Source organism: Staphylococcus sp. HMSC068C09 (assembly GCF_001813735.1).
In the GTDB taxonomy this organism is placed as follows: domain Bacteria; phylum Bacillota; class Bacilli; order Staphylococcales; family Staphylococcaceae; genus Staphylococcus; species Staphylococcus hominis.
Map to the genome: position 1 here is coordinate 84,629 of NZ_KV813778.1, position 16,628 is coordinate 101,256.

At 32.8% G+C, this 16,628-nt stretch carries 15 protein-coding genes and 1 pseudogene; 11 read left to right on the forward strand and 5 right to left on the reverse strand.

From position 1 onward, the window contains the following. Nucleotides 1-106 precede the first annotated feature (106 nt). Nucleotides 107-571, forward strand: a complete 465-nt coding sequence (locus tag HMPREF2930_RS09910; protein ID WP_017175077.1) for a hypothetical protein — start codon at nt 107-109, stop codon at nt 569-571. Nucleotides 572-722: 151 nt separating this feature from the next. Continuing rightward, nucleotides 723-1,244, forward strand: a complete 522-nt coding sequence (locus HMPREF2930_RS09915) for a methylated-DNA--[protein]-cysteine S-methyltransferase (RefSeq protein WP_017175076.1) — start codon at nt 723-725, stop codon at nt 1,242-1,244. A 120-nt stretch (nt 1,245-1,364) separates the two neighbouring features. On the opposite strand, the gene HMPREF2930_RS09920 is transcribed toward HMPREF2930_RS09915, so the two are convergent. Next, entirely contained in the window at nt 1,365-2,531 is a 1,167-nt protein-coding gene (locus HMPREF2930_RS09920) for a hydroxymethylglutaryl-CoA synthase (protein WP_017175075.1), read from the reverse strand. 112 nt (nt 2,532-2,643) lie between these two features. Here HMPREF2930_RS09920 and HMPREF2930_RS09925 point away from each other — a divergent pair, with 112 nt between their 5' ends. After that, nucleotides 2,644-3,798: a thiolase family protein gene (locus tag HMPREF2930_RS09925; RefSeq protein WP_017175074.1), complete on the forward strand. Its 1,155-nt coding sequence runs from the start codon at nt 2,644-2,646 to the stop codon at nt 3,796-3,798. A gap of 1 nt (nt 3,799) precedes the next feature. Beyond that, entirely contained in the window at nt 3,800-5,077 is a 1,278-nt protein-coding gene (locus tag HMPREF2930_RS09930; protein WP_017175073.1) for a hydroxymethylglutaryl-CoA reductase, degradative, read from the forward strand. Nucleotides 5,078-5,150: 73 nt separating this feature from the next. Here the strand turns inward: HMPREF2930_RS09930 and HMPREF2930_RS09935 are convergent, their stop codons facing one another. Together HMPREF2930_RS09935 and HMPREF2930_RS09940 are read right to left on the reverse strand one after the other, a co-directional pair. Further along, complete coding sequence (locus HMPREF2930_RS09935; RefSeq protein WP_017175072.1) at nt 5,151-5,585, reverse strand: CHAP domain-containing protein; 435 nt, start codon at nt 5,583-5,585, stop codon at nt 5,151-5,153. 216 nt (nt 5,586-5,801) lie between these two features. Then, entirely contained in the window at nt 5,802-6,017 is a 216-nt protein-coding gene (locus tag HMPREF2930_RS09940; protein WP_002454831.1) for a sterile alpha motif-like domain-containing protein, read from the reverse strand. A 224-nt stretch (nt 6,018-6,241) separates the two neighbouring features. On the opposite strand from HMPREF2930_RS09940, the gene HMPREF2930_RS09945 reads away from it, so the two are divergent. The 5 genes from HMPREF2930_RS09945 to ptsG all read left to right on the forward strand — a co-directional run bounded on the left by HMPREF2930_RS09945 (nt 6,242) and on the right by ptsG (nt 12,537). Then, the gene (locus HMPREF2930_RS09945; RefSeq protein ID WP_017175071.1) at nt 6,242-7,126 is read left to right on the forward strand and encodes a cidABC operon transcriptional activator CidR; all 885 of its coding nucleotides are present in this window, start codon (nt 6,242-6,244) and stop codon (nt 7,124-7,126) included. A gap of 201 nt (nt 7,127-7,327) precedes the next feature. Continuing rightward, nucleotides 7,328-7,717, forward strand: coding sequence for a CidA/LrgA family protein (locus HMPREF2930_RS09950; protein WP_017175070.1), 390 nt, complete (start codon nt 7,328-7,330; stop codon nt 7,715-7,717). Nucleotides 7,718-7,719: 2 nt separating this feature from the next. Beyond that, nucleotides 7,720-8,406, forward strand: coding sequence for an LrgB family protein (locus HMPREF2930_RS09955; RefSeq protein ID WP_002449420.1), 687 nt, complete (start codon nt 7,720-7,722; stop codon nt 8,404-8,406). 49 nt (nt 8,407-8,455) lie between these two features. Further along, complete coding sequence (locus HMPREF2930_RS09960) at nt 8,456-10,195, forward strand: pyruvate oxidase (protein WP_017175069.1); 1,740 nt, start codon at nt 8,456-8,458, stop codon at nt 10,193-10,195. Between the two features lie 314 nt (nt 10,196-10,509). After that, on the forward strand, nt 10,510-12,537 hold the full coding sequence (gene ptsG / locus HMPREF2930_RS09965) for a glucose-specific PTS transporter subunit IIBC (protein ID WP_017175068.1): 2,028 nt from the start codon (nt 10,510-10,512) through the stop codon (nt 12,535-12,537). 174 nt (nt 12,538-12,711) lie between these two features. Here ptsG and HMPREF2930_RS09970 read toward each other — a convergent pair whose 3' ends face one another. Next, on the reverse strand, nt 12,712-13,764 hold the full coding sequence (locus HMPREF2930_RS09970) for a zinc-dependent alcohol dehydrogenase family protein (protein WP_070597397.1): 1,053 nt from the start codon (nt 13,762-13,764) through the stop codon (nt 12,712-12,714). Nucleotides 13,765-13,970: 206 nt separating this feature from the next. On the opposite strand from HMPREF2930_RS09970, the gene HMPREF2930_RS09975 reads away from it, so the two are divergent. After that, nucleotides 13,971-14,297, forward strand: a complete 327-nt coding sequence (locus HMPREF2930_RS09975) for a thioredoxin family protein (RefSeq protein WP_017175066.1) — start codon at nt 13,971-13,973, stop codon at nt 14,295-14,297. Between the two features lie 54 nt (nt 14,298-14,351). On the opposite strand, the gene HMPREF2930_RS09980 is transcribed toward HMPREF2930_RS09975, so the two are convergent. Next, nucleotides 14,352-15,314, reverse strand: a complete 963-nt coding sequence (locus HMPREF2930_RS09980; RefSeq protein WP_017175065.1) for an L-lactate dehydrogenase — start codon at nt 15,312-15,314, stop codon at nt 14,352-14,354. A 161-nt stretch (nt 15,315-15,475) separates the two neighbouring features. Here HMPREF2930_RS09980 and HMPREF2930_RS09985 point away from each other — a divergent pair. Further along, nucleotides 15,476-16,454 (forward strand): annotated as a pseudogene (locus HMPREF2930_RS09985) (alpha/beta hydrolase fold domain-containing protein). The last annotated feature ends 174 nt before the right edge of the window (nt 16,455-16,628 follow it).

Here is a 16,628-nt window from a genome sequence, read left to right on the forward strand (position 1 = left end):
TATAAATAAAAATTAAAAAATTATAGAAAAATAGTATTCTTTATAGAATGATTCAATGTTAATTCGATAAAAGATAAAAATACTCTATACTGGAGGATGGTATAATATGAAAGGTAGTAAAAGATTAGATCAAATTAAAGAAGATAATAAAAAGCAACTTAAAAAATTATTTAAGTATGACAAAAATAATGCTTTATCATTTAGTAAACAAGATCGTGAAAAAGTTCAAGATAAATTTGGTGTATATGTTATTTTTGATAAAAAAACACCAATATTTGTAGGTCAAACTGGAGGATATTCAACAGGTTATCAACCTATTACGAAAGACTTATTTAATAAAATGGGACAATATAACTTAAAATCTGGTGTAGGCACAACAAAATTTAAAAAAGGCTTAGCTCAACAAAAAGGTGTAAGCGAAGACGATATTAAATCAATCACAGCTGAAGATTATGGATTAAAATTCCAATATGTAAATGTGAAAGATGAGCCAGCGTTTATCAATATATTAGAAATTTTAGCATTAGAATATGCTAAAGATAAAGGTTATGAATTATATAACTTCAATTAAGAATTATTGTGTTATTAAAATAAACTTAGTATTAAAAAGTTATTAATAAATGTGTCAGAATGGATTAATGGGAGCGAGAAGAGGAATTCAAATGAATTCAGTCTCGCTTCTTATTTTTTATTACAATACAATAGAGTAAGGAGGAAGCTATATGTCTTATTCAATGCTTTATCAATCTCCAGTAGGTAATTTAGAAATCATTACAGACGGAGAAGTAGTGACGCAATTAGAATATTTATATCAATACACACATTTACGTTTTCCTACAAATCATGAATTATATATTTTTAAAAAAGTAAAACGATGGCTTGATGACTATTTCTTAGGAAATAATCCAGAGATTGATTTTCCTTTACAACCTCATGGTACACCTTTTCAACAAGAAGTATGGGCTTATCTTAATACGATTCCATATGGAGAGCTTACTACTTACGGAACGATTGCCAAACATATCGGTCAATTATTAAACAAACCAAAAATGTCTGCACAAGCTGTAGGTGGAGCGGTAGGAAAAAATCCAATTTCTATTATTATTCCTTGTCATCGCGTTGTAGGAAAAGATGGTAGTTTAACAGGATATGGTGGAACAATTGATAATAAAATTAAATTGTTAGAAATTGAAAATGTGAATATGAGTCAATTATATCGACCATTATACACAACTAAACCATAAATAAAAGGCGCCTAAGACATAATTCGTTATCTTAGGCGTTTATAATGTGTTGGGGAGATTGGATGACGAATTCATTTTGAGTTCGTCGTCCCACCTTTTTTAATATCTGAGTGATATACATTATTCAGGAGAATGATAATATCTAATATCATCTTCAATCTTTTCTAAATAAAAGATATTTTTATCGTTTTCTACGTTTTCAATCTCATGATCGAAAGATAAATCATCAAAACGTCTGAAGAACGACTCGTATTCTTTTACAGATACTTCTTGACGCTCATTTAATAAAGTTTGATGTGCTTTTTTATCTAAGTGTTGTTCAAAACCTTCCACTACTGTGGCGCTAAAGAATTCTCCCACAGACCCAGAACCATAACTAAATAATCCAATTGTTTGACCGGGAGTTAAAGTTCTGTTTTCAAGTAATGAAATTAAGCTTAAATAAAGTGATCCAGTATATATATTACCTACATAGCGATTATAGTATACAGCATCTTCATAACCAGACGTTAATCGAGATTGAGTCGTTTCATCAGTATCATTAATGATAGAATCTAATGCTTTTTTGCCCATTTTAGTAAAAGGCACATGGAAACATAATGATTCAAAATCGGATAATGATTTATCTTCACGACGTGCATACTCTTTCCAACTTTCTTGGAATGATTCAATATATGCATCTTTTGATAATGCGCCTGCAACAAGTGGATATTTATAACCAGTCGGTCTCCAGAAATCATACACATCTGCTGTATAAGCAACAGCATCATTGTTTAATTGTAAAATGCGAGGCTGATGTGAAATTAACATTGCCACTGCACCAGCACCTTGTGTAGGTTCACCGCCTGACTCGATACCATAACGTGCTGTATCACTTGCAATGACCAATACTTTTTCGTTAGGACGGTTTGCAAGATAATCTTTAGCAAGTTGAATTGCAGGTGTAGCTGCATAGCAAGCTTCTTTCATTTCAAAACAACGTGCAAAAGGTTGGATATTTAATAAATGGTGAATTTGAACTGCTGCGGCTTTAGCGTTGTCGATAGCAGATTCAGTAGCAACGATAACCATTCCAATATGTTTTTTATCATCTTCTGTTATAATATCTTTAGCAGCATTGGCTCCCATTGATACGATATCTTGAGATACTGGACTTACTGCCATTTGTGTTTGTCCAATCCCAATTAAAAATTTGTTTGGATCAACTTGACGAGCCTCTGCAAGCTTCGCCATGTCTACATAGTATTTAGGGACATAAAAATTGATTTTATCGATACCTATATTCACAGGCATGTCATCCTTTCGAATAGTCTAATTTTAACAATACAATACTCTGTATTTTACCAAAATAAATTACTAAAATACAATTATATCTATATTACAGGCAAGGAGATAAAGAATGAAACAAATCGCTATTGTAAGTGCTAAAAGAACACCAATTGGCAAATATAAAGGGAAATTGAGAAATTATTCAGCTGTTGAACTAGGTACAACAGCTTTAAAAGGAGCTATTGAATCAATTGATATCGATCCAGCTCTTATTGAACAAGTTATTTTCGGAAATGTCTTACAAAGTGGTATAGGACAAAATTCTGCACGACAAATTGCTATTAAATCAGGTATTCCTGATACAACTCCAGCGATGACGATTAATGAAGTATGTGGTTCAGGACTGAAAGCAATTATTTTAGGGAAGCAACTTATTCAGTTAGGGGAAGCTAAAGTCGTTGCTGTTGGTGGTGTTGAAAGTATGACTAATGCACCTAAACTTATTTTAAAAGACGGAGAAGATCCTGTAGAAAGTTTTATGCATGATGGATTAACGGATGCTTTCCATTATGTTCCAATGGGTGTCACAGCAGAAAATATAGCCGAAAAATATCATGTAACACGTGAAATGCAAGACGAGTTTGCTAACCATTCTCATGCTAAAGCTGCAAAGGCAGTTGAAGAAGGTAAATTTGATAATGAAATTATAAAAATGACAGACGCTGAAGGTAATGAGATGACTTCTGATGAAGGTATAAGACCAAATAGTAGTGTCGAAAAATTATCTACTTTGAAAACAATATTTAAAGAGAATGGAACAGTCACCGGTGGTAATGCTTCAAGTATTAATGATGGATCATCTGCCCTTATTTTAATGGAAGCAACATTTGCAAAAGAACATGGATTTGAAATTCTTGGCATAGTAGGCGATTACGCTGAAGTAGGTTGCGATCCACAATACATGGGTTATGCACCTTTTTATGCAGTAGAAAAATTATTAGAAAAAACACATCAACACATTAATGATATTGATATTATAGAAATGACTGAAGCATTTGCAGCTCAAAGTATACCTGTTAAGGATCATTTAAAAATTCCTGATAGCATTTTAAATATTTATGGTGGTGCCATTGCATTAGGACATCCTATTGGCGCAAGTGGTGCACGTCTCGTTACAACACTTGTGAATGCTTTAGAACAAGAACATCAACATACAGGTATCGCAACAGCTTGCATTGGTGGAGGACTAGGCATTGCTTTAATGATTGAAAAGGGAGTACATTAATATGAAAAGTTTAGATAAAAACTTTCGCCATTTATCAAGAGAAGATAAATTAAAACAATTAGTAGACTACGGATGGTTAGATAAAACGAATTATCAAACATTATTAAGCAATCCAGTTATTGATGAGGAAGTGGCAAACAGTCTCATCGAAAATGTCATTGGCCAGGGTACGTTACCAGTTGGGTTATTACCTAAAATTATCGTAGATGAGAAAGAATATGTGGTACCTATGATGGTTGAAGAGCCATCAGTTGTTGCTGCTGCGAGTTATGGATCGAAACTTGTTAACCAAACTGGAGGATTTAAAACGATAAAAAGTGAACGCTTGATGATCGGACAAATCGTATTTGATGATGTTAAAGATACAGAAGACTTAACACAACGTATTCAAAAACAAGAAAACCAAATTAAACGTATTGCAGATGAAGCCTATCCTTCTATCATCCATCGTGGAGGTGGTTATCGTGGTATTGACATAGATGCATTTCCTAATGAACAGTTATTGTCTCTTAAAGTATTTGTTGATACTAAAGATGCGATGGGTGCAAATATGCTTAATACCATTTTAGAAGCAGTGACAGCCTATCTAAAAAATGAGTTAACAGATCAAGAGATATTAATGAGTATCTTATCTAATCAAGCAACGTCTTCTGTTGTAAGGGTAGAAGGTGAGATTGATATCAATGATTTAAATCGCGGCGATTATTCTGGTGAAGAAGTAGCTAAGAGAATGGAACGTGCGTCAGTGCTTGCACAAGTCGATATTCATCGGGCAGCAACACATAACAAAGGAGTCATGAATGGAATTCATGCCGTTGTTCTAGCTACAGGTAATGATACACGAGGTGCTGAAGCAAGTGCGCATGCTTATGCAGCACGCGATGGTCAGTATAGAGGTATTGCTACGTGGAAATATGATGAAGCCCGAGGACGTCTTGTGGGCACAATTGAAGTACCGATGACTTTAGCCATTGTTGGCGGAGGAACGAAAGTATTACCAGTTGCGAAAGCGTCTTTAGACTTACTCAACGTTGAGTCTGCTAGAGAATTAGGACATGTAGTAGCTGCAGTAGGTTTAGCACAGAACTTTTCAGCTTGTAGAGCCCTTGTTTCAGAAGGTATTCAAAAAGGACATATGAGTTTGCAATATAAATCATTAGCGATTGTTGTAGGCGCTAAAAGTGAAGAAATTTCAAAAGTTGCTGAGCAACTCAAACAAGAACCTAAAGCAAATACTGAAGCGGCAGAACGCATTTTAAAATCAATACGCCAATCTTAAAAATAAGCCATGAAAATTTAGAAATGGAAGAGATTCCATCACTAAACTTTCATGGCTTATTATGTTGTGTCAATTAATAAATGTAATTGTAATTACGCGCAGCAGATGCACTAATATAACGCGTACTGTATGCTAGTGGACGGTTATAATTATATTCTGAAACAAGAATCTTTCCATTACTGTAAACACGTTCAACGATGGCAACATGACCGTAATATCCTGCAGATGATTGCATAATAGCATAGCGTTTAGGCTTATGTCCTGTTCTATAACCAGCACGTTGAGCTCTATAGTACCAGTTTTTTGCATTGCCCCATTGATTTGAAACCGGTTTACCTAATTGAACACGGCGTTTATATGCCCACCAAGTACATTGATATTTATTATAATAGTTATAACCAGCTGCTTCAGAAGTATGTGTATGTTCAACATTTTGATATGTATAAGTGCCAGTAAAAATAATTGTCGTAGCTAATATTAGACGTAAAATGAATGTTTTAATTTTCATTAAGTTCTCCTCAAAAATTAAATAATTTAAAATCTAAAATAATAATATTATTTAAAAAGTTGTAATACAATATAAGGAATGAATTATACAAATAACTGTAATACTTCTGAAATATACGTAATATATTGTAGCTAAATTTGTGCATAAAAAAGACGCCCCGAGGGCGCCTTAGTGAGATGATACTTCCATGTAATGTATAACTACATTTTGTTGAAATCATACATCTGTGAATTGGTTAAAAACAGCTAATGCTCTTTTAACACTAGTCACCGGTATGTTTTCAAGACACGGATTTGTTCGAAAATATAGCAATATTTCGTTTTGGCTCTTCACGTCTTTAGGAAAAGTGTTATCTTGATTAATCCAATTTACCAATTCACCTAATGGTGTGTCATCGCCTATAAAATTTTGCATAAATTCGTAAAAGCTCAATTCATCACCTCATATTCGTTTGAGCCGATTTTGATTATAACATTTTTTGTAATTTGAAAATATAGTTTTGTTTATATGAAAAATAATTTATTTATAAATATTATTTTTCCATAAAGTATACATATTTGAGTAAGTTATCGAATGAATTCAAAATCTAATGAATTTACATTTTTCTTACAAAAATAATGTATAATAAAAAAAGAATTTTTTAAGAAGGTGAGCAATTGGATATCAAGCATATGAAATATTTTATGGAAGTTGTGAATCAAGGTGGTATGACGAATGCTTCTAAATCTTTATATATTGCTCAACCAACTATAAGTAAAGCAATAAAAGATATTGAAAATGAATTAGACATGCCTTTATTCGATCGACAAAAGCGTTATTTAGTTCTTACAGATGCAGGAAAAGTGTTTTATAAAAAATGTGAAGAGATTTTAGCATTATATGATAATATTCCAAATGAAATTAATGGCTTGCTTGGTTTAGAAACAGGCCATATTAATATTGGAATGTCAGCAGTGATGGATATGCAACAATTTATTAATATTTTAGCGGAGTTTCATAAATTATATCCAAACGTTACCTATAGTCTTAATGAAAGTGGGGGTAAATCGATTGAAAATCGTTTGGTTAACGATCAAATAGACATTGGCATTACGACCATTCCTATAGATGAGAACACATTTGATTATGTGTCTTTATATAGTGAAGATTTAAGACTTATAGTGAGTGAAGAACATCAGTTAGCTAAGCGTTCATCTGTTACTATGGCTGACTTGAAAAATGAAGATTTTATATTATTCAATGAGGACTTTTATCTTAATGATAAAATTATAGCTGCTGCAAAAAATGCTGGTTTTATCCCAAATACAGTGTCCAATGTATCACAATGGAATTTCATTGAATATTTAGTAATAGCACGATTAGGCGTTAGTATTTTACCAGAACATATTGCCAAGATGTTAAAAGATGAGATTAAAAGTATAAAAATTGAAGACTCAGGTATGAGCTGGGAACTTGGAGCAATTTGGAAAAAAGATAAACTTTTAAGTTATGCAACGTCTAAATGGATAAAATTTATGACTGAGAGATTGGAAAACAAGTAAACGGTTCATTTTTATAAATAGTGAAAAACCTTAACGTAGGTTCTCTCACTATTTTTTATTTTTAAAACGGTTCCATAGAAAATAACTATAAGTTATATATAAAATCAATATTTTTATAATCTGTCAATATAGATTACAATTTTGAATATAGACTAAAAAATCGCTGTAACAAATTCGACAAATTTATGGAGGTCAGTCGTTTTGAAAAAAGCATTAAATATTATAGAGATTATTCTTCAAATCGTATTGGTGGTAGCGATTAGTATTATAGGTTCACTGCTACAAAAATGGCTACATATACCATTAGCAGGAAGTATTATCGGTATGATATTATTTTATATTTTATTACATTTTCAAATTATTCGCGTTGAATGGGTTTCTAAAGGAGCCGACTTCTTATTAACCACAATGGTCTTCTTCTTTATTCCTTCAGTTGTAGGAATTATGGATATTGTTTCTAATATCACTACAAGTTATATTATTTTCTTCCTCTTGATTATTATTGGTACAAGCTGTGTGGCACTTGTTTCTGGATTTATTGCTGAAACAATGTCTAAGAAAAAACCTCATACTAAGAAAGGAAATCATTAAAAATGGATATATTAAAAGGCGTTTTAATGATATTATTAACTGTTGTAATGTATAAACTTGCTCAAATATTACAACGTAAATATAATAACCCATTATTGAATCCAGCATTAATCGGTTCACTTGGAATAATTATTGTTTTACTTTTAACACGTCAAAACTATCACGATTACATGATTGGCGGTCAATGGATTAACCATCTATTAAATGCCACTGTTGTATGTCTTGCTTATCCACTTTATAAAAATAAAGATAAGATTGTAGAAAATATTGGGGTCATTTTTTCAAGCGTCATGGCTGGCGTGATATTGAATTTTGTGTTAGTGTTTAGTTCGTTAAAGTTATTAGGTTACTCAGAAGAAACAATCGTAACTATATTACCTAGATCAATCACAGCTGCTGTAGGAATTGAAGTTTCTCAAGAACTTGGAGGTACAGATACGATTACAGTACTGTTTATCATTACTACTGGATTGATAGGTAGTATGATGGGTTCAATGCTACTTAAGGTTGGTCAATTTAAAACATCAATCGCGAGAGGTTTAACATACGGAAATGCATCACATGCTTTTGGAACTGCAAAAGCGTTAGAACACGACATCGAATCTGGCGCATTTAGCTCAATTGGAATGATTTTAACAGCAGTTATTAGTTCAATTCTTATTCCAATTATGATTAAGTTGTTTTACTAAAGGGAATACAGAAATAAAATGTATATTTAGGAAAGGGGCTATTTAATCAATGGCGAAAATTAAAGCAAATGAAGCATTAGTTAAAGCATTACAAGCTTGGGATATTGATCACTTATGGGGTATTCCAGGTGACTCAGTTGATGCAGTAGTAGATAATTTAAGAACAGTTAGAGATACTTTCAAATTTTATCATGTACGTCATGAAGAAGTTGCAAGCTTATCAGCTGCAGCATATACAAAGTTAACAGGTAAAATCGGTGTAGCTTTAAGTATTGGTGGACCTGGGGTTGTTCACTTATTAAATGGTATGTATGACGCTAAAATGGACCGTGTACCTCAACTTATTATTACAGGTCAAACGAATAGTACATTATTAGGTACAAAATTCTTCCAAGAAACTAACATTTCTAAAATGGTTGACGACGTAGCAGTATTCCATCACCAAGTTCAAAAAGGTGATGACTTATTTGAAATTACAAATGAAGCGATTCGTACTGCATATGAAAAAAATGGTGTAGCAGTTATTATTTGTCCAAATGACCTATTAACTCAAAAAATTAAAGACACTACACATCGTCCAGTAGATACGTCTAGACCAGTGTTACCAACACCATCTTATCGTAGCATTAAAAAAGCTGCCAAATTAATTAACAAAAGTAAAAAACCAGTTATGCTTGTTGGTGTAGGTGCAAAAAATGCTTCAACTGAATTACAAGACTTCATTGAAGCAGCTAAAATCCCTGTAATTCATACATTACCAGCTAAAACTGTTTTACCTGATTCACATCCATACAGTGTGGGTAACTTAGGTAAAATTGGTACAAAAACGTCTTACCAAACTATTCAAGATGCTGATTTATTAATTATGGCTGGTACTAACTTCCCTTATGCAAATTACTTACCTAAGAAAAATATTAAAGCGATTCAAATCGACACAAATCCAAACGTAATCGGTGAACGTTTCGATATTAATGTTGGTATTGTTGGCGACGTTAAATTAGCATTCCATCAATTAACTGAAGCAATCAAACCAGTACCTCGTCGTTCATTCTTAGACAAGACGTTAAAACGTAAAGCTGTATGGGATAAATGGATGGAAAAAGACATGAATAATACAAGTGCTCCAATTCGTCCAGAACGCTTAATGAAAGCTATCAATGATTACAGTAAAGATGACGCTGTATACTCAATCGATGTTGGTACTTCAACTGTTTGGGGTACACGTTACTTAGACTTAAATGTTAATAATAAATTTATTATCTCAGCATGGTTAGGTACAATGGGTTGCGGTCTTCCAGGTGCCCTTGCTTCTAATATTGCTTACCCAGGTCGTCAAGCAATTGCAATTACTGGTGACGGTGCATTCCAAATGGTAATGCAAGACTTCGCAACTGCTGTTCAATACGATTTACCAATGACAATTTTCGTATTAAATAACAAACAATTATCATTCATCAAATATGAACAACAAGCTGCTGGTGAATTAGAATATGCCATCGACTTCTCTGATATGGATCATGCTAAATTCGCTGAAGCTGCTGGTGGTAAAGGTTATGTATTAAAAGACCCTAACCGTATTGATGAAATTGTTGAAGCAGCATTAAATGAAAATGTACCAACTGTTGTTGATGTACATGTTGATCCAAACGCTGCGCCATTACCAGGTCAAATCGTTAACGAAGAAGCATATGGTTATGGTAAATGGGCTTACAGATCTATCACAGAAGACAAAGAATTTGACTTCGATAAAGTACCACCAATCTCTGTAGCTGCTAAACGTTTCTTATAAGACATAGATTCGAAACACTGACGAAAGTAATGCTTTTGTCAGTGTTTTTTTTATAAATAATTAAATTATAAAAAATGTAAAATATTAGTAAAAAAGATATTGAAAACGTTTTATATTATAGGTATAATTAATAAAAAAGATGTTGAAAACGTTTTATATTATAGGTATAATTAAATTGTTAAAAAAGAACTGCGTGTTACTATTCGATTAGGCATGAGCAGATAAGCTATCATTATTTTTGTCATAAATGATGGGCTTATTTGGTCATGCTTTTTTAATGCGTAAAAAAGATATATTGAAAGGATTGAATCAAAATGTTTAAAAAGCTATTTGGACAATTGCAACGTATTGGTAAAGCATTGATGTTACCTGTGGCAATTTTGCCTGCAGCTGGATTATTACTAGCAATTGGAACAGCTTTTCAAGGTGAAGCATTACAGCATTATCTTCCATTTATTAAAAATGGAGTAATTCAAAATATTGCTAACATGATGACAGGTGCTGGTGGTATTATTTTTGATAACTTACCTATCATTTTTGCACTCGGTGTAGCAATAGGACTAGCAGGTGGAGATGGTGTAGCAGCCATTGCTGCTTTTGTCGGATTTATTATTATGAATAAAACAATGGGAGCATTCTTAAATGTTACGCCAGCACAATTGGAAGACCCATCTAAAGGATTCGCAAATGTTTTAGGCATACCTACACTTCAAACTGGAGTGTTTGGTGGGATTATTATAGGGGCTCTAGCAGCTTGGTGTTATAACAAATTTTATAATATTTCCTTACCATCGTATTTAGGGTTCTTTGCGGGTAAACGTTTTGTGCCGATTATGATGGCAACGACATCGTTTATTTTAGCTTTCCCAATGGCTTGGATTTGGCCATTCATTCAAAATGGATTAAATGCATTTAGTACAGGTTTGTTAGAATCTAATACTGGATTGGCAGTATTCTTATTTGGATTTATTAAACGATTACTTATTCCATTTGGTTTACATCATATTTTCCATGCGCCATTCTGGTTTGAATTTGGTTCTTGGAAAAATGCAGCTGGAGAAATTATTCGAGGAGATCAACGTATTTTTATTGAGCAAATACGTGAAGGTGTTCATTTAACTTCAGGTAAATTCATGCAAGGTGAATTTCCTGTTATGATGTTTGGATTACCAGCAGCAGCATTAGCAATTTATCAAACAGCTAAACCTGAGAATAAAAAGGTAGTTGGAGGTTTGATGTTATCAGCAGCTTTAACATCATTCTTAACTGGTATTACTGAACCGTTAGAATTTTCATTCTTATTCGTAGCACCATTATTATTCTTTATTCATGCAGTACTTGATGGATTATCATTTTTAACACTTTATCTACTACATTTACATCTAGGATATACATTCTCTGGAGGATTCATAGATTTTGTTTTATTAGGTATTCTTCCAAATAAAACACCATGGTGGTTAGTGATTCCAGTAGGATTAGTTTACGCTGTTATTTATTATGTTGTATTTAGATTCTTAATTGTTAAATTCAACTTTAAAACGCCAGGTCGTGAAGATAAACAAGCCTCTGTAGCTAATACATCTGCAAGTAAATTACCTTTTGATGTGTTAGATGCAATGGGCGGTAAAGAAAATATCAAGCATTTAGATGCTTGTATTACACGTTTACGTGTTGAAGTCAATGATAAGTCTAAAGTAGACGTTGAAGGACTAAAAGCTCTTGGTGCTTCAGGGGTGCTTGAAGTAGGAAATAATATGCAAGCTATTTTTGGTCCTAAATCAGATCAAATTAAACATGATATGGCACGCATTATGAATGGAGACATCACAAAACCTAGTGAAACCACTGTGACTGAAGATACATCAGATGAGCCAGTACAGTTGGAAGAGGTAAAAGAAACGGATATCTATGCACCAGGTACGGGTCATATCATTCCATTATCTGAAGTTCCAGATAAAGTATTCTCGGAAAAAATGATGGGTGACGGTATTGGATTTGTTCCTGAAAAAGGCGAAATTGTAGCACCATTTGATGGTACAGTTAAAACAATTTTCCCAACGAAACATGCCATCGGTTTAGAATCTGATACAGGAATTGAAGTATTAATTCATATTGGTATCGATACAGTGAAATTGAATGGTGAAGGCTTCGAAAGTTTAGTTGATGTCAATGAACCTGTTACACAAGGTCAACCATTAATGAAGATTAATTTAGCATACTTAAAAGAACATGCGCCAAGTGTTGTCACACCAGTGATTATTACAAATCAAGATGATAAAACATTAACATTCGATGATGTTGATTCAGTAGATCCTGGTAAGCGTATTATGACAATTAAATAATAAAACAAGCCTGGGACATCATATGTGTCTCAGGCATTTTTAATGTATTGGCGGTCGATGACTGAATTGAAAAGGTGTTGTCTCAAGGTTTTCAATGCTAGTTCTCTTTGCTATAGTAGGGCGACGAATTCAAAAAGAAATCTTTCTCTTTTATTTTTTATTTAATACACAACATTATTTAGTTATATCATTCTCAATTAATAATTTGATTGCTTTATGATCTGTAGCATTTCTAAATAAGTCATAAGCATTTTCAATTTCGCTTAATTTACTATAATGTGTCACGAGTTGTTCAGGTTGAATGATTTTAGATTTGAGTGCTTCCAACAATTCTTCAGTGGTATTAGCAGAAACTAAACCAGTTGTAACGTTGATATTTTTAATCCATAATTTTTCGATATCAAATTGAACGGGTAAGCCGTGAACACCAACATTAGCAATTGTTCCATCGACGCCAATCAACTTTTGACATAAATCAAATGTTGCTGGAATACCAACTGCTTCAATAGCAACATCGACGCCACGATGATTGATATCTTTGATTTGTTTAATTGCTTCATTCACATTACTAGAATTAATTGTATGAGTCGCTCCAAATTTTTTGGCTGTAGCTAAACGATGATCATCTAAATCAATCATAATTATTTTTGAAGGTGAGTAGAATTGAGCAGTTAATAAAGAAGCTAATCCAACTGGTCCAGCACCTACAATAGCAACAGTGCTACCAGGTTTTACTTTTCCTTTTAATACACCAATTTCATAACCAGTCGGTAAAATATCTGAAAGCATCACGAGTGCTTCATCAGGTAAAGAAGTAGGAGCATGATATAAAGAATTATCTGCAAAAGGGACTTTCACATATTCTGCTTGCGTACCATCAACAAGATGACCTAATATCCATCCACCGCCATTTTCACAATGAGCATAGATACCTTTTTTACAGTAATAACATTTGCCACAAGATGAGATACAAGACACAATGACTTTATCGCCGACTTTGAAGTTATTGACATTCGAACCAACAGATTCAACAATACCAATACCTTCGTGACCTAATATAGTATATTGAGGAACTTCAGGTGTGTCTCCTTTAATAATATGTAAGTCAGTACCACAAATTGTTGTTTTGACCATTCTAATAATAGCGTCAGTACTTTCCGTAACAACTGGTTTTTCTTTATCGACGAGCTTAGCTACGCCAGGTTTTTCATAGATGTAAGCTTTCATGTTGATTCCTCCAATATAAATTGTGAATTATTTCACAAACATTATAACATTAATTTAATAAGATGTATTCTATTTTGAAGAGAAAATCATTGAACTATTGTTGAACGTATTTAACAAGAGGATTTAGATGAAAAAATAAGTGTAACATCGTAAAATAAGTATGTATAAGAGAACGAGACCGTTAAATTAAATAAGTAGGTGAAAATATGACTAAAAATATTGAAAGTATTGAACAATTTCATCAATTTATTCAAACGCATCGATTAGTAGTGATTCATGTTATGCGGAATCATTGTTCAGTATGTCATGCGGTATTGCCACAAATTGAAGATATCGTCAATGATTATTCTAAAGTCCATTTTGCTGTTATCAATCAATCTAATGTAGAAGCTATTGCGGGAGAACTATCTATATTTACTGTTCCAGTGGACTTAATATTTTTGGACGGAAAAGAAATGCATCGACAAGCGCGTTTTATTGATATGCAAGATTTTGAGCACCAATTAAGTTTAATGCATGAGAGTTTAAAATAAGTTAAGAAAGCCTAAACACGATAAATGAATTGTTGTGTTTAGGCTCTTTTATTACTATTTATTTAAAATTGATTCAATGAGAGCATCAGCACGTTGTTGATGCTCTAAAATAATATGACTTGATTGTTTGAAACGAGTAAGTTCATCTTCTTCCAATTTCAGTTCAATGACACGATCAGCACCATTACCGTTAATCACTGTTGGCGTTCCAATATAAAGGTCATTTAGTCCATATTCACCTTCAAGATAACTTGAAACATTCATAATCACATTTTTATTAAATAAAATAGCTTCTACAATACGTACTAAACTTAATGATATACCAAAGTTTGTAGTACCTTTTCGAACGTAAATATCATATCCCACTTGAGTGGTTTGCGAAGCGATAGATTGTTTGAACGTGGTTTGGTCTACTCCTTTATTCAGTAAATCAAGGACAGGTTCACCGGCAATTTGAGCATGAGACCAAACAGCTACTTGAGAATCGCCGTGTTCGCCAATAACAGGCGCATAGACATTTTGTGGTGCCACATCAAACGTGCGACTTAAGAAAAATTCGAAGCGAGCTGTATCTAATGAAGTTCCTGATCCAATAATTTTATTCTTAGGAAATTGAGACACACGTTTTATAACATAACTCATAATATCGACTGGATTAGATGGAAGTACAAAATAACCATCGAAACCATGAGCAATGACTTTTTGAATCATAGGCACAAAGATATTCACATTATCTTCTAATAATTTTAAACGTGTGTCACCTTTATCTAATTTTGCACTTGCACAGATCACGACGATATCAGCATCACTACAATCACTATACGAACCAAGATGTACATCTACAAACTTATCACCAAAAGGTGTAGCATGATTTAAATCCCATACATCTGCTTTTGCTTTATCTTCATCAATATCAATAATAGCTAGTTCATCGACTAGTCCTTTAGCTACAACTGCATGTGCAAACGCAGAACCTACGAATCCACTACCAATCAGCACAATTTTATTTCTTTTCATTCAGCATAACCTACTTTCTAAAATAGAATAAAAATTCTGATAATTATATTTAGAATAGCACTTATCACTACTTTTTTAAATATTTAAAAGTTGAATAAGCGATTTACTAAAATATAACGACTCTGAGGTATATAATAATATAGAGTATAGGAGGTCAAAAGATGAAAAAACGATTATTAACCGTAGCGACATCTGCAATTCTTGGAACTTTAGCTTACATTAAAGTAAAAGAAAAACGCAGTTATCAAAGCTTTATTACTGAAAAATATATTCGTATGTCTGGAATGAAAAAAAACATTTGAAAATACGAATGATGCTAAAAAAGCATTAGAGGAAGTTAAACCTTTAACAGCTGGTAAATATGATGGGACGGATTATGAATTTAAACATCGTGCGCATACTAGAAGTATTAATGGATCTGTCACATATATAGTTAATGATAAAAGAGAACCTCATCAAGATGTTGTGCTTTACATTCATGGTGGTGCTTGGTTCCAAGATCCATTAGATAATCATTTTGATTTTATTGATCAACTTGCAGGAGAATTGGATGCACGAGTGATTATGCCTGTTTATCCTAAAGTACCTCACAGAGACTATCGAACAACATTTGAATTACTAAAAAATATTTATCAAAAAGAAATATTGGAAGTTGAAAATCCGCAACATATGACGATAATGGGAGATTCAGCAGGCGGTCAAATCGTTTTATCATTTGCACAATATCTTAAAAAAGAAACACAATTACCACAACCAGGACATATTGTGATGCTGTCTCCAGTTCTTGATGCAACATTTAGTAATCCTGAAGCTAAAAAGTATGAAAAAGTAGATCCTATGCTAGGAATTGAAGGAAGTAAATATTTCATTCAATTATGGTCTGGTGATACGCCAATAGAAGACTATAAAATATCGCCAATTAACGGAGATTTAGAGGGTCTTGGTCGTATATCTATTTTTATAGGCACAAAAGAAACGTTATATCCAGATGCATTAAAGCTCTCTAAAATGTTAAATGATAAAGGAATTAAACATGATTTTACACCTGGTTATAACTTATTCCATATTTATCCTATTTTCCCATTACCAGAACGTCAAAAGTTCTTTACACAACTGAAAAATATAATGGGAAAAGATTAAATACTAGTTTGAACATTGGTGTTATTTTTAAAAGCACTTGAATAAAGAATGAAACATCTATGATAGCACACATGACTAGGCTGTTTTTTTAAAAAGATAATAATAAAATAATGAGTAAAATGAATATCATTCTAAGAATTTGAAATACAATGAAAATCGAATATTTAGGTTGTA